Consider the following 22,800-nt stretch of genomic DNA (forward strand, 5'->3'; position numbering starts at 1 on the left):
GTCACATCTCCCTCAGCTTGGGGTTGAACACCTCGTCGAGCCCGACGTTCATCACGTACAGCGCGCCGACCAGCAGGGTGATCCCCAGGCCGGGCGGGACGAACCACCACCACATGCCCAGGTGCAGGGCGCTCCACTGGACGGCCTGGTTCATCATCAGACCCAGCGACACGGCGTTCGTGGGGCCCAGGCCGATGAAGTCCAGGGACGCGGCGGTGAGGATGGCGCCGCCGAAGAGCAGCACGAACGTCATGAAGAGGTAGGAGTACATGTTGGGCGCGACCTCGCGGACGATGATCGTGCGCGTGGGGACGCCGGACAGCCGCGCGAGGTCGACGAACTCCCGGGCCCGCAGCGAGAACGTCTGCGCGCGCACGGCGCGGGCCACCCACGGCCAGCTGAACAGGCCGATGTAGAGGGCCTGCATGGGCACGCTGCGCACCCCGAGGTACGTGTTGATGACGATGAGGACGACGAACCCGGGGATGACGAGCACGACGTTCGTCAGCATGGTGAGCAGCTCGTCGACCCAGCCGCCGCGGAAGCCCGCGACGAACCCGATCGTCATGCCGATGACCCCGGCCACCACGCTGCCGAGGACCCCGACGAGGAACGTGCTGCGCAGCCCGGCGACGAACTGCACCCACACGTCCTGGCCGAACATCGTGGTGCCGAACCAGAACTCCCCGGAGGGCGGCTGCATGGTCGGGCCGGCGTAGTCGTTGGGCCCGTGGTCGGCGAACAGCGGTCCCACGAGGCCGAGCAGGGCCAGGCCGAGGATCACCACGGCGGCCCCGACGACCTTGGGGTTCCGCAGCGCGAAGTACAGGGCCTCGTGCCGGCGTCCGGGCAGCCGGCCCGGGCGGGCGTCGGGCACGTCGAGGGCGGCGCCCGCGTCGGGTGCGTCGTCCGCCACGGTGGTGGCGGGTCCGGGGCTGGGCACGGTCATGCGTTGGCTCCCTGCAGTCCGGTCCGCGTGCGCGGGTCGACGACGACGTACACGAGGTCGATGACGAAGTTGGCCACGAGCACGCCGACGACCACGAACAGCAGGGCGCCCTGCAGCAGGAAGTAGTCGGCGTTCTGGACGGCCTGCAGGATGAGGTACCCCAGGCCCGGGTAGGCGAAGACGACCTCGGTGACCAGCGCCCCGCCGATGACGGTGCCGAGCTGCAGGGCGAGGCCGGTGATCTGCGGCAGGAGCCCGTTGCGGAAGGCGTACCGCCGGATCAGGCGCTGCGGCGCGCCGAGCGCCGCGAGGTAGTTCGCGTAGTCCGACTCCAGCTCGTAGATGATGAGGTTGCGCATGCCGATGGCCCACCCGCCCAGCGAGACGAGGAACAGGGACAGGAACGGCAGGAACCAGTGGTGCAGGACGTCGAGCACGAACGCCACCGACATCGTCGGGCGTCTGCCGAAGTCGTAGCCGCCCGCGACGGGGAACCACCCGGCGACGACGCCGAGGCCCCACACGAGGAGGATCGCGAGCCACATGTACGGCGTCGCGGTCAGCAGGTAGGACGCGGGCAGCACGGTGTTGTCGAGCGCCTTGCGGCGGGCGGCGGCCGCGCCCATCCAGTTGCCGACGACCCAGCTGAGCAGGATCGCGGGGAGCATGAGCCCGAGCGTGTAGGGCACCGCCCGGAGGATGACGTCCTCGACGGGGGACGGGAAGAGCCAGATGCTCACGCCCAGGTCGCCCCGCAGCAGCGAGCCCCAGTAGTTGAGGTACTGCTGCCACACCGGCAGGTCGAGGCCGAACAGCTGCTCGTAGTACTCGACCATCGGGCCGATCGACTCGGGGTGCTGCACGCCCGCGCGGGAGATCATGCGCTGCACCGGGTCGCCGGGCATGAGGCGCGGGATCAGCCAGTTGAGCGTGACCGCGACGAGGAACGTCAGGACGTAGAGGGTGGCCTTGCGGGCGAGGTAGGTGCGCACGGCGGTCCAGGGTGCTCGGAGCGGGCGGGGACGGCGGCCCTGCCCCCGGGCGCGACGACGCGCGCCCGGGGGCAGGGCCGTGCGTGTCAGCCGGCCGGCTGCAGCGCCGCCAGGGTGCGCAGGCCACCCATCTGCCAGAAGCCGCCCCACGTGCTGGGGTAGGCGGTGGAGTCGCCGCCGTCGGTGGGCCAGTTCTCCCACGTCGACGTGTTGTACTGCGCCCACAGGCCGTTGTACCAGAGCGGGATCATCGGCATCTGCGTGAGCGAGATCTCCTGCAGCTCACCCATGATCTGCGCGTACTCCGGGCTGTCGCTCGCGGTGCGCGAGAGCTGCTCGACGAGCGCCCACGCGCCCGCGTCGGGCGCGCGGCCGAAGTTGCCGACCAGCTGCAGGTCACGCACGGGCTGGTGGAACAGGTAGTTGTAGTACGTCCACGGCGTGTTGCTCAGGCCGGCCCAGTTGTTGATGAGCAGGTCGAAGTCGCCGCTGGAGCGCGCGTCGTCCACGGCGCCGGAGTCGGGGAAGTCGGCCGTGACGTCGATGCCGGCGGCCTGCAGGTCCTCGGCGATGACGCGCGCCGACTCCATCCAGTCCGTCCAGCCGGCGGGGACGATGAGGTCGAGCTCGATCTTCTCGCCCGCGGGCGTCTCGACGAACCCGTCGCCGTCCGTGTCCTCGTACCCGGCGGCGGCGAGGATCGAGGCGGCCTCGTCCGTGTCGTACTCGAAGCCGTGCTCGTCGACGACGTCCTCGTCGTACAGCGAGGAGTACGCGGGCAGCAGGCCCGTGGGGTGGGCCTTCTGGACGATGCCGCCGTAGGCGTTGGCGACGATCTTGTCGACGTCGATCGCGAACGCCATGGCGCGCCGGAACTCGGCGTCGTCCATGGGTGCGCGCGTGGCGTTGGGCACGAGCACGGCCGTGTTGGCCGAGAGCATGTACGGCGCCTCGTCGAAGTACGTGCCGAGCTTGTCGCTGTCCGCGAGCGTCTGCACACCGGGCAGGAAGTTGTTGCTGAGGTCCAGCCCGCCCTGCAGGAGCAGTCCGAGGGCCACCTCGTTGGACGGGTTGACGATGTCCACGACGTACTTCATCGGGAACTCCAGGCCGAGCGCCTCGGTGCCCCACCAGTCGTCGTTGCGCTCCCACACCATGCGGTCCTGGCCGTGGGTCGAGTACCGGAACGCCCCCGAGCCGATCGGGTCCTCGTTGGCGTTGGAGTTGTAGTCGGTCTCGGCCCACGTCGACACGATGTGCTGGGGCAGCACCGAGCTCGTGTACAGGAAGTTGTCCCACTCCTGGTAGCGCGGGTCGGAGAACTCGAAGGTCACCGTCGTGGCGTCGGTCGCCGTGGCGCTCGACAACCACGTCCACAGGTTGCTCCAGCGCACGTCCGGGACCTTGCCGAGCTCGACCGTGAACACGACGTCCTCGGCGTCGAGCACCTCGCCGTCCTGCCACGTCAGGCCGTCGCGCAGCGTGAGGACGTACGTGTCGGCGTCGGTCCACTCGCCGCCCTCGGCGAGCCAGGGCTCGAGCTCGAGGGTCGCGGGGTCGAACGAGAACAGCGGCTCGTAGAGCAGGCCGCGCACGCCCGTGGCCTCGCCCGACTGGGGGATGGGGTTCCAGCTCGACGGCGGCCCCCACTGTGCACCGCTGGTGAAGACGGTCTCCTCGCGCGGGTACTCCGACACCAGGGACCGGGCCTCGGCGAGGCCCTCGACGTCGGGGGACTCCTCGGGGGCGTCGATCGGGTCGCCCGAGCACGCGGCGAGGGTCAGGGCGGCGGCGGCGGTGGCCGCGACCAGCGGCCACCGCCTGCGGGGAAGGTTCATCGTCGATCCCTTCGTGGTGTGTGGACGTCGTCGTGCACACGGCGACCACCTCCGCGGAGGGATGCAGGCCGACCAGCCGTAACTTTAGTTGGTGAACTAAGTACGACAAGGGCCCGATGTCGGTTGTGACCGATCCGTGACCGGCTGCCCGTCCCGCCCGGGTCAGAAGATCCAGGGGCACACCGGCGCGCGGGAGGAGGCGAAGGCCGCGGTCACCCGGTCCAGGGCGGGCACCTCGCCGGCGAGGAGCCCGGCGGACGCCAGCGCCGTGGCCGACCGTCCCCCGAGGTACAGGGCGCCGAGCTCCCGGACGTCGAGCCGCACGTCGGCCTCGGCCGTGGTGCGCGCGACGTCCGCGGCGCCCGTCCCGTCCACGGCGACGCGCCAGCGCCCGGCGTTCTGCGGGAGCAGCTCGTCCGTCACGTCCAGCACGACGTCCAGCGGTGCCGCGTACCGCCGGGCGGTCAGGGCCGCCGGCAGGTCCAGCAGCCGCACCCACAGGTTGTCGGACGTGCGCCGCTGCACCGGGCGCGGGTTCACGAGGAGGTGGAGCAGCGGGTCGTCGACCGGGAGCATCGGCGTCTCGACCCGGGTGGTCAGGTCGAGGTCGAGCAGGAACGTCCACAGGCGGTGGGTCGCTGCGGCGTCGAGCGCGGCGGCCAGCCGGACCCTCACGGTGTAGTCCGGCCCGGCCTCGCCCCAGGCCTCCTTGCGGGCGAGGAGCGCCAGGCCGCGCACCTCCTGGCCCTCACGGACCGTCGCGAGCAGCAGGGGCTCGAAGCCCTGGCGCCAGGCCGACGGGTCGGCCACGGCTCGCACGCGCAACGGCGCCGCACCGCGCGGCATCCAGCCGGGCCGCCCGGCGCCGGCCCGCCGTCCCAGGTCCTCCACGAGGTCCGCGTGGCGGTCCGGGTCGACGCGCTCCAGGTGGACGGTCAGCGCGTCGCTGCCGGGTACCGGACGCAGGGCGGCCCCGCGGGGCAGCGTCAGCCGGACGTCGTCGGCGGCGCTGCCGTAGCCGAACCGGCCGTAGATGGCGGCCTCCGCCGCGAAGAGCGCCGACACGGGCTCCCCGCGCTCCAGCGACCGCTCGAGGTGCGTCGCGATCATCGCGCGCAGCAGCCCGCGACGACGCTGGTCGGGCCGCACCGCGACCCACGTCAGGCCGGCACAGGGCACGGTGCCGCCCCCGGGCACGGGCATCGCGAACTCGTAGGACCCGTGCACCGCGGCGAACGTGCCGTCCGGCGCCTCGACCGCCATCGTCCGGTCCGGCGGGATCGGGAACGGCAGCGACTCCTCGACCTCCGGGTCGGGGACCACGGCGAACGCGAGCTGGTCGGTGGTGCGGAACTCGGCGAGCCGGTCGGCCGGCACGGCCACGGTGCGGTATCCGGGGGGCAGGGCGCTCATGCGGGTCATCCTGGGCGGTCGGCACGTGCGGGTGCACCTGTTTTCGCCTCCGGTGCGACGCACGGTCGCACGTGCTCGGTGCCGCCCGGGCGCCCGCCTAGGCTCGTCCCGTGACCCCGCCGCGCCCAGCCCCGACCGGCTGGCTGTGGCGTGTGCTGGCCGGGTGGGCCCGGGGCCCGCAGACGGTCGTCGGCGCGGTCCTCTGCCTCGCCGCGGTGCTGTACACCGCGGCCGTCCTGTGGCGGCCGGCGTGGTTCGCCCCCTCGGGGCTGCTCCTGCTGCTGCTCGTCGGCGCGTACGTGCTGCGGTGGCGCGCGCTGCTCGTCCTGGTCGCCTCCGTGGTCCTGCTCACCGCGGGCCTGACCGCGGCGGACGCGGTCGACCTGGGGCAGGTCGTGGTGGTGGTGCTCGGGTGCGGTGCGGTCGTGACCTTCGGGGTCGAACGCGAGCGGCTCGGTCTGCAGGGTGCCCCCGGTGCGCTCATGCTCGTCGACCTGCGCGACCGGCTGAGCGCCGGCGGACGGCTGCCGGCACTGCCCGGACGCTGGCAGGCGGACGCCGAGGTGCGCTCCGCCCACGGCGCCGCGTTCTCCGGGGACTTCGTCGTCGGGCACCGCAGCGGCGGCTCCTTCGAGGTGGTGCTCGTCGACGTCTCGGGCAAGGGCCAGGCCGCGGGTGTCCGCGCGCTGCAGCTGCAGGGTGCGCTGGGCGGGCTGCTCGGTGCGCTGCCGGCCGACGAGTTCCTGCCGGCGGCGAACCGGTACCTGCTCGAGCAGGGCTGGGACGAGGGGTTCGCCACGGCCGTCCACCTGGCGATCGACCTGGGCACGGGCCGGTACCGCGTCGCGAGCGCGGGCCACCCCCCGCCCGCGGTGCTGCACGCGGGCTCCGGTCGCATCGACGTGCTCGACACCGCGGGCGGTGTCGCGCTCGGCATCCTGGAGGACATGCGACCGGGGACGGTGACGGGCTCGCTCGCGCACGGTGACGTCGTCGTGCTCTACACCGACGGGCTCGTCGAGGCACCGGGGCGCGACGTCGACCAGGGGATCGACCGGCTGCTCGGCGTGGTCGAGGCGGTCGTCGCGGCCAGGCCGGGCAGCGCGCACGAGGTCCTGGCGGGCGTGCGCGCCGCCGAGGACGACGACCGCGCGGTCGTGGTCGTGCGGCGGAGCTGACGTGGCGGACGACTACGTCGAGGAGGTCCACGCGCTGGTCGCGGTGATCCCCCCGGGGCGGGTCATGACGTACGGGCTGGTCGCCGAGGTCCTCGCGGACCGCGGGACGGCGGTGGGACGGCCGCCGCGCGGCGGACCGCGGCAGGTCGGGCGCGCGATGGCGACGGGTGGCGACGTCCCGTGGTGGCGCGTCGTGACGGCGGCCGGCGACCCGCCCGCGCACCACCGCGACCGTGCGCTGAAGCACCTGCGCGCCGAGGGCACGCCGCTGACGGCCGACGGACGCCGCGTGCGCGTCCGTCAGGCCGTGTGGTTCCCCGACGACTGACGCCGACCGCCGACCCGCACGGCTGCGGGTGCGGGTGCGGGCGCGACGCTCCTATGGTTCGTCAAGCCGGGGTTGTGCCCTGTTCGAGCTGGCGGAACAGGTCGCGGGCGATGTAGCGCTTGAGGCAGCGGCGGATCTCGCGGTCGGTCTTGCCCTGGGCGCGGCGGCGGTCGATGTAGTCGCGGGTGCGCTGGTCGTAGCGGGTGCGCGAGAGCGCGATGACGTGCAGCGCTCGGTTGAGCTGGCGGTCCCCGGACCGGTTCAGCCGGTGCCGGGTGGTCATCCCCGAGGACGCCGGATCGGTGCGGTCCCGGCGAGCATCGCGAACGCCGCCTCAGAGCGGATCCGTCCGGGGTGGGACCAGGCGATCAACACCTGCGCGGCGACGATCACGCCGATGCCGGGCTGGGTCAGCAGGTCGGGCCGCCAGGCCCGCACGATCTCGCTGATCGCGGTCTCGTGGTCGCGGGCCTCGCCCTGCAGTGCCAGGACCCGGCGCGCCAGGGTCCGCAGGACGGTCGCGGTGGTCACCGTCTGACGGGTCCACGACGATCGGGTCCGCAACCGTGCCGCGGTCTGGACCATCACGGCCGTCGTGGCTCCCCGCACCGGGGCGCGCAGCTCCTCGGGAGCGGTGATGACCAGGGCGTGCAGCTGCCGCTGAGCCATGGTCGCGGCCTCGACCGCCGAGCGGCGGGCGGTCATCAACGCGGCCAGCTCGGCGCGGGGCCCGTCGCCCTTGATGCCGGCGAGGTGCTCGCGGCCCAGCGCCTCGCGCGCGGCGCGGACTGCGTCCAGGGAGTCGGACTTCGCGCCATGACGGCGCGCGGCCCGCTTCGGACGGTCCAGCTCGACGACCTGCTCGTGGGCGGCGCTCAAGAGCCGGGCCAGGCCGGCGCCGTAACCCCCGCCGCCTTCCAGCGCCCAGGTCCGCCGACCGCTGCCCGTGGCATCGGCCCAGGCCACGAGCTCGGCGTAGCCGCCCGGATCGGTGGGCACCGTCAGCTCGGCGAGCTTGCCACCGGTGGTTGCGTCCACGATCGCCGCGGTGTGGGTGTGCTTGTGGGTATCGACCCCGATGACGAGATCGACCTGCTGCGCCAGACTGGTCACTGCGTACTCCTTTGCCGGGGGAACGTGAGGTTCCGGTCCGGCTGGAGCCCGGCAGGACTGTGACGGGACACGCCCCGGCGGCAACCGCGGCGGTCAAGCTCCTGATCAGGCCAGCAACTCTGGTCGGGCCGGGGCCGGCAGGCACGCGCGGACAAGTCGCCGCCAAGGCACGAGACCAGTCAGACCACGAGTCACGCGCGCGCCCACCGACCACAGCCCACCGCTCAGCGAGCCGCGGGCACAACCCTCACAGTCAGCCCAGCGCGCGCCGTGAGGAGATCACGCCCGTGTCGAACCCGGCCAGGTGCAGGCCGCCGTGGAACCGCGCGTGCTCGATCTTCACGCAGCGGTCCATGACGACGTCGAGCCCGGCCTCCTCGCCGCGGCGCGCGACGTCCTCGTGCCACGACCCCAGCTGCAGCCACAGCGTCCTCGCGCCCACCGCGAGGGTCTCGTCGAGGACCGTCGGCAGGTCGTCGTGGCGGCGGAACACGTCGACCAGGTCGGGCACGACCGGCAGGGCCTCGAGCGACGGGTAGACGGGCCGGCCGAGGATCTCGTCGGCGCGCGGGTTGACGAAGTACACGTCGTACGGCGAGCTGGACAGCAGGTACGTCGCGACGAAGTACGACGCGCGCGCGGGGTTGCTCGACGCGCCGACGATCGCGATCGAGCGGGTGGCCCGCAGGATCGACAGCCGCTCGGGGGCGCTGGGCCCCTGCCAGGTGCGCGCGCTCATCGGGCGTCCTCCCGTGTCGTGCCGGTGGCGGCGGTCAGGGCCTGGTCGAGGTCCCACAGGATGTCCTCGGCGTCCTCGATGCCGACGCTGATGCGCACGAGGTCCTCGGGCACACCGGCGGCCTCGAGCTGCTCGGCGGACAGCTGCTGGTGCGTCGTCGATCCGGGGTGGATCACCAGGGTGCGGGCGTCGCCCACGTTCGCCAGGTGGCTGGCGAGCTGCAGCGACTCGATGAACCGGCGCCCCACCTCGCGGCCCGTGACGTCGCCCGCGGGGGCGAGGCGGAACGCGAAGACCGAGCCGGGGCCCAGCGGCAGGTACCGCTGCGCCCGCTCGTGGTGCGGGTGCGACTCCAGCCCCGCCCACAGCACCGAGGCGATGCGCGGGTCGGACTCGAGCCACGTCGCGACCTCGCGGGCGTTGGCCAGGTGCGCGTCGATGCGCTGCGGCAGCGTCTCGACGCCCTGCAGCAGGTTGAACGCCGACTGCGGCGACAGGGCCGGGCCGATGTCCCGCAGCTGCTCGGAGCGCAGCTTGGTGAGGAACCCGTACTCGCCGAAGTTCTCCCACCACCGCACGCCGCCGTAGGACGCGACGGGCTCGGTCATCGTGGGGAACCGGCCGTTGCCCCAGTCGAAGCGCCCGGACTCCACGATCACGCCGCCGAGGGTCGTGCCGTGCCCGCCGAGGAACTTGGTGGCCGAGTGGATGACGATGTCCGCACCGTGCTCGAGGGGGCGCACGAGGTACGGCGTCGACAGCGTGGAGTCCACCACGAGCGGCACGCCCGCGGCGTGCGCGACCTCGGCCAGGCCTGCCAGGTCCGCGATCTCGCCCGACGGGTTCGCGATGACCTCCGTGTAGACGGCCTTCGTCTCCGGGCGGATCGCCGCGGCGTAGTCGGCCGGGTCCGTGCCGGGCACGAACGTCGTCTCGACGCCGAAGCGCCGCAGCGTCACGTCGAGCTGCGTCACCGTGCCGCCGTAGAGCTGGGCCGAGGCGACGATGTGGTCACCGGCTCCGGCCAGGGCGGCGAAGACGAGGAACTCCGCGGCCATGCCGGACGCCGTGGCGACCGCCCCGATACCGCCCTCGAGCGAGGCGATGCGCTCCTCGAACGCGGCGACCGTGGGGTTGCCGATGCGGGAGTAGATGTTCCCGTACTTCTGCAGCGCGAAGAGGTTCGCGGCGTCCGTGGTGTCGTCGAAGACGAACGACGTCGTCTGGTAGATCGGCACCGCGCGCGCGCCGGTGGTGGCGTCGGGGATGCCGCCGGCGTGCAGGGCGCGGGTGCGGAAGCCGAAGCGGTGCTCGCTCACGGTGCTCCTGTTCTGGGGGTGGGTCATCAGGTCGGCCGGTCGGTCAGCGGGGCAGGCCGGCGGTGACGAGCGTGCCGACCTGGTCGACCGCCCACGGGTTCTGCAGGGACGTCGTGTCGCCGAGGGCGGTCCCCTCGACGAGCTGGGTGAGCAGCCTGCGCATGATCTTGCCCGAGCGGGTCTTCGGGACCTCGGGGACGACCAGCACGTGGCGCGGCTTGGCCACCGGGCCGATCTCACGGGCGACGTGCGCGCGCAGCTCCTCGCGCAGCGCGGCGGTCGCGGCGAGCCACGCAGCGACGTCCTCGACGGGGCCCGGGGGTGTGCTCGGGACGACGAACGCGGCGATGGCCTGGCCCGTCACCGGGTCGGCGACCCCGGCGACCCCGGCCTCGCCCACCGCCGGGTGCGCGACCAGCGCGGACTCGACCTCGATCGTCGACAGCCGGTGCCCGGAGACGTTGATGACGTCGTCGATCCGCCCGAGCAGCCACACGAACCGGTCCTCGTCGTACGACGCGCCGTCCCCGGCGAGGAAGTACCCGCCGTGCGGCCCGTGCCCCGCGAACCGCCGCCAGTACGCCTCGAGGTACCGCTGCGGGTCGCGCCACACCGTGCGCGCCATCCCGGGCCACGGCCGCTCCACGACGAGGAAGCCGCCCTGCCCCGGCTGCACCTCGACCCCGTCCTCGCCGACGACCTTCGCGGCGATCCCCGGCAGCGGCCGCGTGGCGGAGCCGGGCTTGAGCGTCGTGACGCCGGGGACGGGCGCGATCATCGCGGCGCCCGTCTCGGACTGCCACCACGTGTCGACGACCGGCGCCTCGTCGCGGCCGAACGTGCGGCGGAACCACACCCACGCCTCGGGGTTGATCGCCTCGCCGACCGTGCCGAGCAGCCGGATGCTCGACAGGTCGTGCCCGCCGGGCAGCTCGTCGCCGAACCACGTCATGAACGTGCGGATGAGCGTCGGGGCGGTGTAGTAGGTCGTCACGCCGTACCGCTCGATGACCTCGAGGTGGCGCTCGCGGTGCGGGGCGTCCGGGGTGCCCTCGTAGATCACCTGCGTGAGCCCGTTCGCCAGCGGCCCGTAGATCTCGTACGTGTGCGCGGTGACCCACGCGAGGTCGGCGGTGCACCAGTGCACGTCGTCGTCCTGGGCGTCGAACACCGCCCAGTGCGACCACGCGGCGTGCGTGAGGTACCCGCCGGAGGTGTGCACCAGGCCCTTGGGCTTGCCGGTGGTGCCCGAGGTGTAGATGACGAACAGCGGGTGCTCGGCGTCGAACGCCTGCGGCTCGTGGACGTCGGGCTGGCGGTCGACGACGTCGTGCCACCAGACGTCGCGCCCCTCGGTCCACGCCACGTCCTGACCCGTGCGGCGCACGACGAGCACGTGCTCGACGTGGTCGAGCCCGGCGACGGCCTCGTCGGCCGCGGACTTCACCTCGACGGCGGACCCGCGGCGGAACTGCCCGTCGCTGGTGACCAGCACCTTCGCCTCGGTGTCCTGCACGCGGAACCGCACGGCCTCGGCGGAGAACCCGCCGAACACGAGGGAGTGCACCGCGCCGATGCGCGCGATCGCGAGCGTCACCACGACCGTCTCGGCGATCACGGGCAGGTAGACCACGACACGGTCGCCGGGGCCGACACCCAGCTCCGTGAGCGCGTGGGCGGCCTGGGCGACCTCGCGCTGCAGCTGTGCGTAGGTGATCGACCGGCGGTCGCCGCGCTCGCCCTCGACGTGCAGCGCGACCCTGTCGCCGCGGCCGGCCGCGACGTGCCGGTCGACGCAGTTGACCGCGACGTTGAGGCGGCCGCCGACGAACCACTGCGCCTGCGGCACCGTGAGCTCGTCGGGCCCGCCGCCGGGCACCGGGACCGGCGGCGACCACGTGTGCGCGGTGTGCCACGGCGTGTCCCACTCGAGGCGGCGCGCGGCCTCCTCCCAGAACGCGACCGGGTCGGCCTCGGCGCGTGCCCAGTCCTCGGGGCGGACGTTCGACGTCGCAGCGAGGTGCGCGGGCGCGGGGTACGTGCGCGTCTCGGTCTGCAGCGCGGTCAGGGCGGTCATGCGAACCTCCGCAGCAGCTGCTTCTCGGCCAGGGCGACGATCGAGTCGGTCAGCTTCCCCATGAGCGCCAGCAGGACGATCGCGAGCAGGATCCGGTCGACCCGCCCGTTGTTCTGCGAGTCCGTGAGCAGGAAGCCCAGGCCCATCGACGACGCGATGAGCTCGGCGGCGACGAGGAACAGCCACGCCTGGGCCAGGGCCAGGCGCAGCCCGGACATGACCGAGGGCAGGACCGCCGGCAGCTGGACCGAGCGGAAGAGGGTCGCGCCGCGCAGCCCGAACGCGCGCCCGGCCTCGACCAGCTGCGGGTCGACGTGCCGCAGGGCGGCGGCCACGGTCGTGTAGACGGGGAAGAAGGCACCGATCGCGATGAGCGTGACCTTGGAGTCCTCGCCGATCTTCATCCACAGGATGAGCAGCGGGACCCACGCCAGCGAGGGGACCGCGCGGATCGCCGCGAGCGTCGGGGCGAGCAGCACGTCGCCCACCCGGGACAGGCCGACGACGGCGGCCACGACGAGTGCGACGCCCCCGCCGAGCGCGAAGCCGAGCAGCACGCGCTGCACGGAGATGGCGACGTGCGTCGCCAGGTCGCCGCGCCCCGCGAGGTCCACGGCGGCACCCCACACGGACGCGGGGCTGGGCAGCTGGTACGGGGCGACGAGCCCTGCCGTCGTGACGTACTGCCACGCGGCGAGCAGGAGCAGCGGCAGGACGGCACCGCCGACGACCCGCGTCGCGCGACGTGACCAGAACGGCACGGGCGCGCGGCGGGCGGGAGGGCCGGGGACGGCGGTCCCGCGCTCGGCGTCGTCGGGCCCGGGGTCGGCGTGCGTGCCGACGGGGTCCCGGGGCCCCGCGTCCACCGGTGCGACGAGCACGGGGACGTCGGTGGGCGGCTCGTCCGCGGGGCGAGCGTGGGGGTCGCGTGCCGGGTCGCTGCCGTCGTCGAACGGGTTGAGCGCACGGTGCGGCCGGCCCTCGCGGTCGGTCACGGGGCCCGTGCCGGCGCCGCCGATCCATCCGTCGGTCATGAGGTGGCTCCTGGGGGAGGAGGGGTGGTGCGGGGGTGCGGCGCCCGCCCGGGGGGCCGGGCGGGCGCCGCGTGCGGTCAGCCTGCGACGTTGGCGGCGTCGGCCTTCTCGGCGAACGTCGGCTCGAACAGCTCCTCCAGCGCGGTGTCGATCGTGGCCTGGTCGGCCACGTCACCGGACTCGACGAAGATCGGTCCGACGACCTCGAGGACCTCGCGCTGCGCGTCGCCCGGCACCGGGTCGACGCCGAGGTTGGTGCGCTCGACGATGACCTTCTCCGCGACCGCCGGGTCGATGCCCGCGACCTCGGCGAGGATCGCCACGACCTCGTCGGGGTTCTCCTGCGCCCAGGCCCGCGCCTTCTCGTACGCGTCGACGACGACCTGCGCGAGGTCGGGGCTGGCGTCGAGGAAGTCCTGCGTGGCGTTGAGGAACCCGTAGGTGTTGAAGTCGATGTTGCGGTAGATCAGCGTCGTGCCGGACTCCGCCTCGCTCGCGGCCATGATCGGGTCGAGCCCGGACCACGCGGCCACGGAGCCCTGCTCGAGGGCCGTGCGCCCGTCGGCGTGCTGGAGGTTCTGCACCTCGACCTCGTCGAGGGGCACGCCCGCCTCCTCCAGCGACTGCAGCAGGAAGAAGTACGGGTCGGTGCCCTTCGTCGCGGCCACGGACTTCCCGGCGAGGTCGGCCACGGACGTGACGTCCGAGCCCTCGGGCACGACGATCGCGGCCCACTCGGGCTGGGAGTAGATGCCGATCGTGCGGATCGGCGAGCCGTTGGAGCGCGCCAGCAGGGCGGCGGACCCGGCGGTGGAGCCCACGTCGACGGCACCGGCGCGCAGCGCCTCGTTGGCCTTGTTCGACCCGGCCGACTGGACCCAGTTCACGGTGACGTCGTCACCGAGGGTCTCCTCGAGCCAGCCCTGGTCCTTGATGACCAGGCTCAGCGGGTTGTACGTGGCGAAGTCGATGTCGAGGGTGTCGGCGCTCCAGGCGGCCTCGTCGCCGGCGGCGGACGGGGCGGCGGCCTCGGGCTCGGCGTCCTCACCGGCGGCGCAGCCGGTCATCGCCAGGGCGGTCACGAGGGCCAGCGCGGTGGCGGAGACGGCGGTGCGGATGCTCATCGTCGGTTCTCTCATCTCGGTGGGTGGGCCGTGGCCCGGGGGCCGGCGCCGGTCGGCGCCGGGGGACGGTCAGATCGAGTGGTGCAGGTCCGGGTCGGGCGGCGGGGCGTGGTGGGTCGCGACCCCCAGCCCTTCGAGGAGCTCGGCCCGCAGCTCGGCGAGCTGGTGGTCGGCGCGGTCGCGCGGTCGCCGCCCGGGGACGTCGATCACCCGGGCCACCGACGCGGTGCCCTCCGGGCAGCGGGCGAGGTTGCGCATCAGCAGGACGCGGTCGGCGAGGTACAGCGCCTCCTCGACGTCGTGCGTGACGAGCAGCACGGTCGTCGGCTCGGCGGCGTGCACGTCGAGCAGCAGGTCCTGCATGCGCAGCCGGGTGAGGGCGTCGAGCGCGCCGAACGGCTCGTCGAGCAGCAGGACGCCGGGGTTGCGGGCCAGCGCCCGCGCCAGCGACGTGCGCTGCGCCATGCCGCCCGAGACCTGCCGGGGCCGCAGGTCGGCGGACTCCTCGAGCCCGACCAGGCGCAGCAGCTCCGCCACGCGCTCGCGGCCGGCGGCCTTCGGCGTGCCGCGGGGCAGGCCGAGCGCCACGTTGGCGGTCAGGCTGCGCCACGGCAGCAGGCGCGGCTCCTGGAAGGCGACGGCCGTGCGGCGGTCGACGCCGCTGACGGGTGTGCCGTCCAGCAGGAGGCGCCCCGAGTCGGGCGTGTCGAGGCCGCTGACCTGGCGCAGCAGGGTCGACTTGCCGCAGCCGGACGGGCCGACCAGGGCGACGATCTCACCGGCGCGCAGCTCGAGGTCGACCGCGTGCAGCACGGTGCGGGTGCCGGTGGGCGTCGCGAAGGTGCGGCGCACGGCGTCGAGCGTGACCGTGTGGGCACGGCGCTCGGTGGTGGTCTGGCTCATGGGGGACGTCCGTGAGGTCGGGCGTGGGCGTCCGGCGGGGGCCGGCGGCCACGAGGGGGCGGGCACCGGCGGGTGACCCGGAGGCGGGTCGGTGTGCTGGGGTCAGCGGGGGCCGGTGCAGGGCTGCATGAGGCAGCACGAGCAACAGCGGCAGCACACGGCGAGGAGGGGGCGGGCGATGGTCATCGCGTCCTCCTGCGCTGTCGGGTGGTCGGGACGATCTCCGGCGATCTCATTATCCGAGACCGGGTGACCACGTTTCGAGCAGACTGTAACCGCACCGCGGCCGTGCGGGCAACGACCGACCACGGCACGGGCGGTCGTGCGGGGTGCCGGACGGCGTCACGTCACGGACGCGGCTGGATCTCCCGGACCACCCAGTCCGCGTACCCGGTGCGGCCGTCGCCCTCGCGCAGGTGGATCCCGTCGTCGTAGAACCAGCCGGGGTTGGCGTCGCCGCCGGACTTCCAGTCCAGGACGCGGGCGTGCGGGTACTCCGGCACCACCCGACCGAACAGCTCGTTGTCGTACTGCTCCCAGGCGCGTGGGACGCGCACGTTGACGACGAAGACCCGGCGGTCCCGCGTCCCCTCCAGCAGGCGGCGCAGATCGTCCTCGGCGACCGGCCCGTTCGTGCCCCCGTGCACCACGACGGTGTCGCCGAGGGTCCCGGCGGCCTGCGCAGCGAGCACCAGGTCGACCATCTCCCCGAACTGCCGGGACACCACGGCGTCCACCGCCACGCCGCGGGCGCCCAGCTCCGCGGCCGCGCCCAGCATCACCGAGTCGCCGAACGCGGTGACCGTCCCCACCTGCTCCGTCGGCGTCGCGGCGGGGGTCGGCACGGGTGCGCGGTCCTGCTCCGGCGCGACGCCCGGCATCGCGCCGGGGTCCGGTGCCGGGGCGGTGGCGGCCGGCGTCCCCGGGACCCCGTCGCCCGCGGCCGCGGGCGTCCGCACCACGCCCAGCACGAGGGCCGTGAGCGCCACGGTCGCAACCACCGCCACGGCACCGGTGCGCACCGCCAGCGACCGTCGCCCGGGGCCGGGGGTCCGCAGCGCCGCCACGAGACGCCGCAGGGCGCCGCGCCGCACCGGCGTCTCGACCCAGCGGTACGACGCCTCGGCCAGCAGGAGCGTCACCCCGACGCGGACGACCGGCGACGCCCAGCCGGGCAGCGTGAGGTCCTGGTCGGGCCTCGTCAGCATGAGGACGGGCCAGTGCCACAGGTAGATCCCGTAGGACCGTTCGCCCAGCCAGCGCAGGGGCTGGCGGGACAGCGCCCGCCCGAGCAGCCCCGCCGGGTCGGCGGCGGCGCCCACGAGCACGACGGCCAGGGCGGAGAACGCGAGGAACCCACCCCGGTACAGCCCCGCGGAGAACTCGTCCACCAGCACGACGCACGCGACGACGCCCACGAGGGCGGCGGCGCCCACCGCGTCGGCGATCCCGGCCTCGAACCGCCGGACCGGGTCGCCGCGCTCGGTGAGCCAGGACCCCGCCCGGCGCCACGTGTGCCAGGGCCGCCACACGGTGGCCGCGGCGACGCCCAGCAGCAGGCCCATGGCGTGCGTGTCGGTGCCGACGTACGCGCGCGTGGCGTCGTGGGGGACCGGCATGCCCTGCCGGGCGGCCATCACCCCCATCGCGACGGTCGACGCCACCGCCAGGCCGGCCGCGACCTGGCCCACCCGGGCCCGCCCCGCCCGGAGCGCCAGCACCGCCGCCAGGGGCACCACGAGGTAGAACTGCGCCTCCACCGCGAGGGTCCACAGGTGCTGCAGCAGCGGGGGACGTCCCGTGAGCTCGAAGTACGAGCGGTCGGCGACGACCTGCCACCAGTTGGACGTGTAGGTCGCGGCGGCCAGCAGGTCGCCGCGCAGCGTCGTCAGGGTGTCCCGCGCGACGAGGCCTGCACCGGCGACGGCCACCAGCACGACCGCCAGCGCCGGGACGAGCCGGCGCACGCGCCGTGCGAGGAACCGCCGGGTGCGGAACGCGCCGGTCGCCGCGACCTCGTCGAGGACGAGCGTCGTCATGAGGTAGCCGGACAGGACGAAGAAGACGTCGACCCCGAGGAACCCGCCCGAGGCCCACGGCACCCGCAGGTGGTAGAGCAGCACCGCGACGACGGCCAGGGCGCGCACGCCGTCCAGGCCGCGCAGGTGGGGCAGGCGCGGGGTGTGGCCGGTCCCGGCGGTCGCCGGGCGCGCCGCGACCTGCTCGACGACTGCCATGCGACCCCTTGCGGACGTTCTCCGTGCGGTGCGGTGCACGCTCCCGCCGGTGCACCGTCGAACCCAGGCTAGGCGGGGCCGGGCGCCGTCCCCGCACCCGGGGCGCCGTCGTGACCAGACTCACGCCACAGCGTCGCGAGCCGGGGCAGCGTGCGGGGGTCCGCCTGGGCCAGCACGGTCGTGACGGCCGTGGTGCGCCAGGCGGGCAGCTGCGCCCGGATGTCGTCCTGCGTGCCGACCAGCGCGATGTCGCGCACCAGCTCGGTGGGGACCGCGGCCGTCGCGCGGGCCCGGTCGCCCGCCAGGTAGTGCGCCTGGATCTCGTCGCACGCCTCGGTGTACCCCAGGCGGTCGAGCACGTCCCGGTGGAAGTTCGCGCCCTTGGCGCCCATGCCGCCGGCGTACAGCGCGATGAAGGGACGCACCGCGTCGGCCGCCGACTCGACGTCGTCTGCCAGCACGACCGGGACCGTCGCGACGACCTCGAACTCCTCCGCGGGGCGACGGGCCGCGGCGCGGCGCGCGAAGCCGTCCGCGAGCAGCTCGCGGTACGTCGCGTCCATGCGCGGGGAGTAGAACAGGGGCAGCCAGCCGTCGGCGATCTCCGCCGCCATCGCGATGTTGCGCGGGCCCTCGGCGGCGAGGTGGATCGGCAGGTCCGCGCGCAGCGGGTGGACGGTCGAGCGCAGCGGCTTGCCGAGCCCGGAGCCCTGGTCCGCCGGCAGCGGCAGGCGGTAGAAGTCGCCGTCGTACGTCACGGGTGCCTCGCGGGCGAGCACCTGCCGGACGACGTCCACGTACTCGCGCGTGCGTGCCAGCGGCCGCGGGTACGGCTGGCCGTACCAGCCCTCGACCACCTGCGGGCCGGAGGCCCCGAGCCCGAGGACGAACCGCCCGCCGCTGAGGTGGTCGAGCGTGAGCGCCGCCATCGCCGCGGCCGTCGGGGTGCGCGCGGAGATCTGCGCGATCGCGGTGCCCAGGCGCACGTGGCGGGTGCCGGCGCCCCACCACGCGAGCGGGGTCAGCGCGTCCGACCCGTAGGCCTCCGCGGTCCACACCGAGTCCAGGCCGAGCGCGTCGGCCGCGGCGACGGCCTGCGCGGCGCCCGGCGGGGGACCCGCCGACCAGTAGCCCGTGTGGTACCCGAGGCGCATGCGCTGCTCCCTGTCGTCGCCGTCGACGTCGCGCCGGTCGGCGCCCGGCCGAGGCTACCCGGTGGTACGGGGGGACCGGGTGCGCTCCGCGAGGGTGTTGAGCAGCGCCGCCGCCGTCGCGGCGTCGTCCACCGTGACGACGTTGACGCGGCCGCCCGTGCGCTCGACCTCGACGGCCTCGCCTCGGCGCAGCACGAACCCGACGCGCCCGCCCGCCCCGACGCGGTAGCCCCAGCCGCCGAACTCGCGCAGCGGATCGACGGTCGCGACGCGCGCGGCCACCACCTCGTCCAGCGGCACGCGCATCGACGGCCAGCCGAACGGCGAGCGGGCGACCAGGCCGCGCCCGTCGACGCTCACGCGCAGCACGAGCGTGGCGGCGAGCAGCGCACCGAGCAGCACGGGGACGACGAGCATGCCCGGGGTGCGCAGCACGATCGCGAGGACCGCGGTGGTGAGCGTGGCGGCCGCGCCGACCGCGGTGCCGACCGGGCTGGTGACGGTCCGGGTCCAGGCCGCGCGCTCGGTGGGCGCGAGGTCCGTGCGCGGGGCGCCGGCGTCCGGTGGGGTGGTGGTCGGCTGGGGCGCCGTCCGGGGCACGAGCAGGGTGACCACGGCGGCCGCGACGACGCCGGCGGCGACGGAGGCGCCGAGGGCCGGGCCGACGCCCGGGCCGGCCGCCGCGTCCGGCAGGTCGAGCTGCGCGGCCAGGGACCCGATCGTGAGCCCGGACATCATCACGGCCAGGAACGTCGACGACGCGGCCGCGAGTCGCCGGGTCGAGGTGTCCCGGCCGGCGAAGAAGGCGAGCGCCCACATGCCGAGCACGAACAGCGGGACCACCACGGCGGGCAGCATCAGCATCTCGGTGAGCGTGCCGAACCCGTCGGGGGCACCGGACGGACCCCAGTGCGTCGCGACGGGGTCGGGCAGGCGCGGCGCCCACGACGCACCGACGGCGACGGCCGCGCCGGTCGTGGCCAGCGGCAGCACGAGGGTCGTCAGCGTCGTGGCGAGCCGGTGCGGCGGGGTCGGGCGGGGGGCGGTCATCGCAGCGCCTCCTTGACGAGGGTGGTGACGGTCTCGGGGGCGACCCGCAGGCGGCGCGCGGTCGCGGCGAGCGCGGCGACGGCGGCGTGCAGGTCGGACAGGTCGGGGTCGCTGCTGCCGGTGACGACGGCGCCCCGGCCGCGGCGCAGCTCGACGACGCCCTCGTCGCGCAGCAGCTGGTAGGCGTGCAGCACGGTGTGGAGGTTGACCTCCAGGGAGGTCGCGAGCTCGCGCGCCGACGGCAGGCGCTCGCCGGAGCGCACCTCGCCGCGCGCGACGGCGGCGCGGACCTGGTCGGCGAGCTGGCCGTAGATCGGCTCGCCGGACGTGGGGTCGATCCGGAAGATCATGGCGCCAGTCTAGTAGTTAGCCAACAACTAGAACAAGTTCACCGGCGCCGGGTCTTGGCAGGCGGGGGCGTGGGCCGCCCGTCGGGGCGGTCAGATGTAGATCGCGGGGTCGTCGACCTCGACGTCGAGCGGAACCTGCGTGCCCCGGCCGCGGATCTTGGCGGGGACGCCCACGGCGATCGCGCCCGCGGGCACGTCCGTGATGACGACCGCGTTGGCCCCCACCTGGGCGTCGTGGCCGACCCACACGGGCCCGAGGATCTTGGCCCCGGCGCCGACCACCACACGGTCGCCGAGCGTGGGGTGCCGCTTGCCGTGCTTCATCGAGCGGCCGCCGAGCGTGGCGCCGTGGAACAGCACGACGTCGTCGCCGACCTCGGCGGTCTCGCCGATCACCACGCCCATGCCGTGGTCGATGAACAGGCGCTCCCCGAGCCGGGCCCCCGGGTGGATCTCCACGCCCGTGGCGGCGCGCGCCATCTGCGACACCACCCGTGCGGGCAGGCGCAGCAGCGGGACGGCCCACATGTGGTGCGCGAGGCGGTAGACCCAGATCGCGTGCACCCCCGGGTACGCGAGCGCGACCTCGAGCCGGGTGCGGGCGGCAGGGTCGTGCCGGTGCGCCGCGTCGAGGTCGTCGCGCAGGGTGCGCAGGAACTGGTGCAGGGGACGCATGGCGTGGACTCCGGTCACGGGTGGGGCGTCCGCCGGGAGGGCGGACGGCTGCGGGCCCGGTCGCCGCGGGGCGACGACCGGGCCCCGCGGCGTCAGTCGAGCAGGTCGGCGTAGAGCACCGAGGTGAGGTACCGCTCGCCGAACGACGGGATGATCGCGACGATCAGCTTGCCCGCGTTCTCCGGCCGCTGCGCCAGCAGCGTCGCGGCGTGCAGTGCGGCGCCGGACGAGATGCCGACCAGCAGGCCCTCCTCGCGCGCGGCGCGCCGGGCGACCGCGACGGCGGTCTCGGCGTCGACGTCGATGATCTCGTCGTAGACGGTGGTGTCGAGGATCTCGGGGACGAAGTTGGCGCCGATGCCCTGGATCTTGTGCGGGCCGGGGGCGCCGCCGTTGAGGATGGGCGACTCGGCCGGCTCGACGCCGACGATCTGCACGCCCGGCTTGCGCTCCTTGAGCACCTGGCCGACGCCCGTGATCGTCCCGCCGGTCCCGATGCCCGCGACGAGGATGTCGATCTCGCCGTCGGTGTCGTTCCAGATCTCCTCGGCCGTGGTGCGGCGGTGGATCTCCGGGTTGGCCTCGTTGGCGAACTGGCGGGCCAGGATCGCGCCGGGACGCTCGGCGACGATCTCGGTGGCGCGGTTGACCGCACCCTTCATGCCCTCGGAGCCCGGCGTGAGGATGAGCTCGGCACCGAACGCCCGCAGCAGCGCGCGCCGCTCCTTCGACATCGTCTCCGGCATGGTCAGCACGACCTTGTAGCCGCGCGCCGCGCCGACGAAGGCCAGGGCGATGCCGGTGTTGCCGCTCGTGGCCTCGACGATCGTGCCACCGGCCTGCAGCTCGCCGGACTTCTCGGCCGCGTCGATGATCGCGACGCCGATGCGGTCCTTCACGGAGTTGGCCGGGTTGTAGAACTCGAGCTTGCCGACCACGCGGGCCGGTGCGCCGTCCGTGATCTTGTTGATGCGGACGAGCGGGGTGTTGCCGATGAGCGCGGTGGCGTCCTCGTAGATGCGTGCCATGGTTCCTCTTCGGTCGGCGCCGCGCCCCGAGGGGGCGGCGGGTGCGGGGGATCTGCGGTGCCAGGGGGCGCCGGCGGTGCGGCGCGGCGGTGACGGTGCCCCGTCGTGACGGGGCGACGGGGCGAGCGCTGGCCGGGGTGCACCGGGATGGTGCGGTGCACGACGGGTGCGTGCGGGCGCGGCAGCGCTCTACCGACACCGACAACAGGTGGGCGCCACGCAGGCGCGCAGGACGGGGGCTACGGCGGCGGGGTGCACGCGCATCGCTCTCCTCGTCCGGGGGCCCGCGTCGCGGGCCGGGCACGGGTGACGACCCGTGGTCGAGCCGACGGTAGCCCCAACACCGCAGCCCGCGCAAAGGTTCCCCGCGAGACGCCCGTCCCGCGATGCGGACACAAGGGTGGTGCCGACCCTCAGCGGGCCGCCAGCCCGACCGCCGCGAGCCACGCCTCGGCGAGCAGGCCGTGGCCGGCCGGGGTGGGGTGCACCCCGTCGAACGCCCACCGCTCGGGCGCGGTGCGCGACGCGGCGGCCGCGAACAGGCCGTCGGCGGGCACCAGCACCGCGCCGTACTCGGCCGCGAGCCGGCGCACGACGTGGATCCGGGGGTCGAGGTCCTCGCGCCACGCGGGGCTCACGGGCGGGACGGGCAGCACGAACGGCTCGACGAGCACGAACCGCGGGTCGAGCCGCTCGCGCGCAGCGTCGAGGACCGCCCGGTAGTGCTCCTCGTACTCGGCCGTCGTCGTGACGTCCCCGGAGCCGAAGCGTCGCCACGTGTCGTTGACGCCGACCAGGACGGACACGACCGTCGGCTCGAGAGCCAGCGCGTCCGGCTCCCAGCGGTCACGGAGCATGCGCGTGGTGTCGCCGCCGACGCCGCGGTTGTGGAACGTCAGCCGCAGGTCCGGCCGCCGCGCCCCCGCGAGCGCCGCCACGATGCCGGCGTACCCGTGCCCCAGCCCCCACGGCGAGTCCGGCTGGTCGTGGTCGCGACCCCACTCGGTGATGGAGTCGCCGGTCAGGAGCACACGGTCGCCGGGCTGCAGGTACGTCGTCGTCACAGCGACACCCCATCACGAGCGGGACTGCCGACGGAAGGCGCGCCAGGACGGGCTCGTGGTGCCGGGACCGGCCGCACACGCGTCCGGGGTCGCGGGTCCGCCGGTAGGGTGAGCGCGTGCCGCCCGCCCGTACCCGGCGGTGCACGGGCTGTAGCGCAGTTTGGTCAGCGCACCGCGTTTGGGACGCGGGGGTCGCGGGTTCGAATCCCGCCAGCCCGACGACGGGGGACCGGCG

General features: G+C 74.4%; 19 protein-coding genes, 1 tRNA gene and 1 pseudogene. 3 read left to right on the plus strand and 18 right to left on the minus strand.

Features of this window, described 5'->3' with window-relative positions; genetic code table 11:
• Position 1: 1 nt before the first annotated feature.
• From BMZ16_RS14350 to BMZ16_RS14365, 4 genes are all read right to left on the minus strand, one after another.
• Positions 2–949 carry an ABC transporter permease gene (locus BMZ16_RS14350; protein WP_089801642.1) on the minus strand — a complete coding sequence of 316 codons (948 nt, stop codon included), beginning with the start codon at positions 947–949 and terminating at the stop codon, positions 2–4.
• Positions 946–1,941 carry an ABC transporter permease gene (locus BMZ16_RS14355; protein ID WP_089801644.1) on the minus strand — a complete coding sequence of 332 codons (996 nt, stop codon included), beginning with the start codon at positions 1,939–1,941 and terminating at the stop codon, positions 946–948. The genes BMZ16_RS14350 and BMZ16_RS14355 overlap by 4 nt, the downstream gene beginning before the upstream one ends.
• A gap of 86 nt (positions 1,942–2,027) precedes the next feature.
• Positions 2,028–3,779 carry an ABC transporter substrate-binding protein gene (locus tag BMZ16_RS14360; protein ID WP_089801646.1) on the minus strand — a complete coding sequence of 584 codons (1,752 nt, stop codon included), beginning with the start codon at positions 3,777–3,779 and terminating at the stop codon, positions 2,028–2,030.
• A gap of 162 nt (positions 3,780–3,941) precedes the next feature.
• Positions 3,942–5,192 carry a GNAT family N-acetyltransferase gene (locus tag BMZ16_RS14365; RefSeq protein ID WP_089802134.1) on the minus strand — a complete coding sequence of 417 codons (1,251 nt, stop codon included), beginning with the start codon at positions 5,190–5,192 and terminating at the stop codon, positions 3,942–3,944.
• Between the two features lie 110 nt (positions 5,193–5,302).
• Between BMZ16_RS14365 and BMZ16_RS14370 the strand changes: the two genes are divergently transcribed.
• Together BMZ16_RS14370 and BMZ16_RS14375 are read left to right on the plus strand one after the other, a co-directional pair.
• The gene (locus BMZ16_RS14370; RefSeq protein WP_089801648.1) at positions 5,303–6,370 is read left to right on the plus strand and encodes a PP2C family protein-serine/threonine phosphatase; all 1,068 of its coding nucleotides are present in this window, start codon (positions 5,303–5,305) and stop codon (positions 6,368–6,370) included.
• Position 6,371: 1 nt separating this feature from the next.
• Positions 6,372–6,698, plus strand: a complete 327-nt coding sequence (locus tag BMZ16_RS14375) for an MGMT family protein (RefSeq protein WP_089801650.1) — start codon at positions 6,372–6,374, stop codon at positions 6,696–6,698.
• A 61-nt stretch (positions 6,699–6,759) separates the two neighbouring features.
• Here the strand turns inward: BMZ16_RS14375 and BMZ16_RS14380 are convergent.
• From BMZ16_RS14380 to BMZ16_RS14445, 14 genes and pseudogenes are all read right to left on the minus strand, one after another.
• Positions 6,760–7,811: pseudogene (locus BMZ16_RS14380) on the minus strand (IS110 family transposase).
• A 253-nt stretch (positions 7,812–8,064) separates the two neighbouring features.
• The gene (locus tag BMZ16_RS14385) at positions 8,065–8,550 is read right to left on the minus strand and encodes a CoA-binding protein (RefSeq protein WP_089801652.1); all 486 of its coding nucleotides are present in this window, start codon (positions 8,548–8,550) and stop codon (positions 8,065–8,067) included.
• Positions 8,547–9,869: an O-acetylhomoserine aminocarboxypropyltransferase/cysteine synthase family protein gene (locus tag BMZ16_RS14390; protein WP_177199723.1), complete on the minus strand. Its 1,323-nt coding sequence runs from the start codon at positions 9,867–9,869 to the stop codon at positions 8,547–8,549. Before BMZ16_RS14390 ends, BMZ16_RS14385 begins: the two co-directional genes overlap by 4 nt.
• 43 nt (positions 9,870–9,912) lie before the next feature.
• The gene (gene acs / locus BMZ16_RS14395) at positions 9,913–11,946 is read right to left on the minus strand and encodes an acetate--CoA ligase (RefSeq protein WP_089801656.1); all 2,034 of its coding nucleotides are present in this window, start codon (positions 11,944–11,946) and stop codon (positions 9,913–9,915) included.
• A complete protein-coding gene (locus tag BMZ16_RS14400) occupies positions 11,943–12,707 on the minus strand; it encodes an ABC transporter permease (RefSeq protein WP_255366739.1) in 765 nt (254 codons plus the stop codon). Before BMZ16_RS14400 ends, acs begins: the two co-directional genes overlap by 4 nt.
• 350 nt (positions 12,708–13,057) lie before the next feature.
• Positions 13,058–14,104 (minus strand): aliphatic sulfonate ABC transporter substrate-binding protein, encoded by a 1,047-nt coding sequence (locus BMZ16_RS14405; protein ID WP_089801658.1) that lies wholly within the window; start codon positions 14,102–14,104, stop codon positions 13,058–13,060.
• Between the two features lie 69 nt (positions 14,105–14,173).
• The gene (locus BMZ16_RS14410; RefSeq protein WP_089801660.1) at positions 14,174–15,007 is read right to left on the minus strand and encodes an ABC transporter ATP-binding protein; all 834 of its coding nucleotides are present in this window, start codon (positions 15,005–15,007) and stop codon (positions 14,174–14,176) included.
• 347 nt (positions 15,008–15,354) lie between these two features.
• Positions 15,355–17,244 (minus strand): acyltransferase family protein, encoded by a 1,890-nt coding sequence (locus tag BMZ16_RS14415; RefSeq protein WP_089801662.1) that lies wholly within the window; start codon positions 17,242–17,244, stop codon positions 15,355–15,357.
• Positions 17,245–17,312: 68 nt separating this feature from the next.
• Positions 17,313–18,398, minus strand: a complete 1,086-nt coding sequence (locus BMZ16_RS14420; protein ID WP_089801664.1) for an LLM class F420-dependent oxidoreductase — start codon at positions 18,396–18,398, stop codon at positions 17,313–17,315.
• Between the two features lie 54 nt (positions 18,399–18,452).
• Complete coding sequence (locus BMZ16_RS14425) at positions 18,453–19,448, minus strand: SdpI family protein (protein WP_089801665.1); 996 nt, start codon at positions 19,446–19,448, stop codon at positions 18,453–18,455.
• Entirely contained in the window at positions 19,445–19,798 is a 354-nt protein-coding gene (locus tag BMZ16_RS14430) for a GntR family transcriptional regulator (RefSeq protein WP_089801667.1), read from the minus strand. Before BMZ16_RS14430 ends, BMZ16_RS14425 begins: the two co-directional genes overlap by 4 nt.
• Before the next feature lie 90 nt (positions 19,799–19,888).
• Complete coding sequence (gene epsC, locus BMZ16_RS14435; RefSeq protein ID WP_089801669.1) at positions 19,889–20,473, minus strand: serine O-acetyltransferase EpsC; 585 nt, start codon at positions 20,471–20,473, stop codon at positions 19,889–19,891.
• A gap of 92 nt (positions 20,474–20,565) precedes the next feature.
• Positions 20,566–21,501 (minus strand): cysteine synthase A, encoded by a 936-nt coding sequence (gene cysK / locus BMZ16_RS14440; RefSeq protein ID WP_089801671.1) that lies wholly within the window; start codon positions 21,499–21,501, stop codon positions 20,566–20,568.
• Between the two features lie 413 nt (positions 21,502–21,914).
• Positions 21,915–22,565 (minus strand): SGNH/GDSL hydrolase family protein, encoded by a 651-nt coding sequence (locus BMZ16_RS14445; RefSeq protein ID WP_089801672.1) that lies wholly within the window; start codon positions 22,563–22,565, stop codon positions 21,915–21,917.
• A gap of 144 nt (positions 22,566–22,709) precedes the next feature.
• Between BMZ16_RS14445 and BMZ16_RS14450 the strand changes: the two genes are divergently transcribed.
• Positions 22,710–22,784 (plus strand) — tRNA-Pro (locus tag BMZ16_RS14450).
• Positions 22,785–22,800: the final 16 nt, after the last annotated feature.

The sequence above is a fragment of the Cellulomonas sp. KH9 genome (assembly GCF_900114185.1).
In the GTDB taxonomy this organism is placed as follows: Bacteria; Actinomycetota; Actinomycetes; order Actinomycetales; family Cellulomonadaceae; genus Cellulomonas.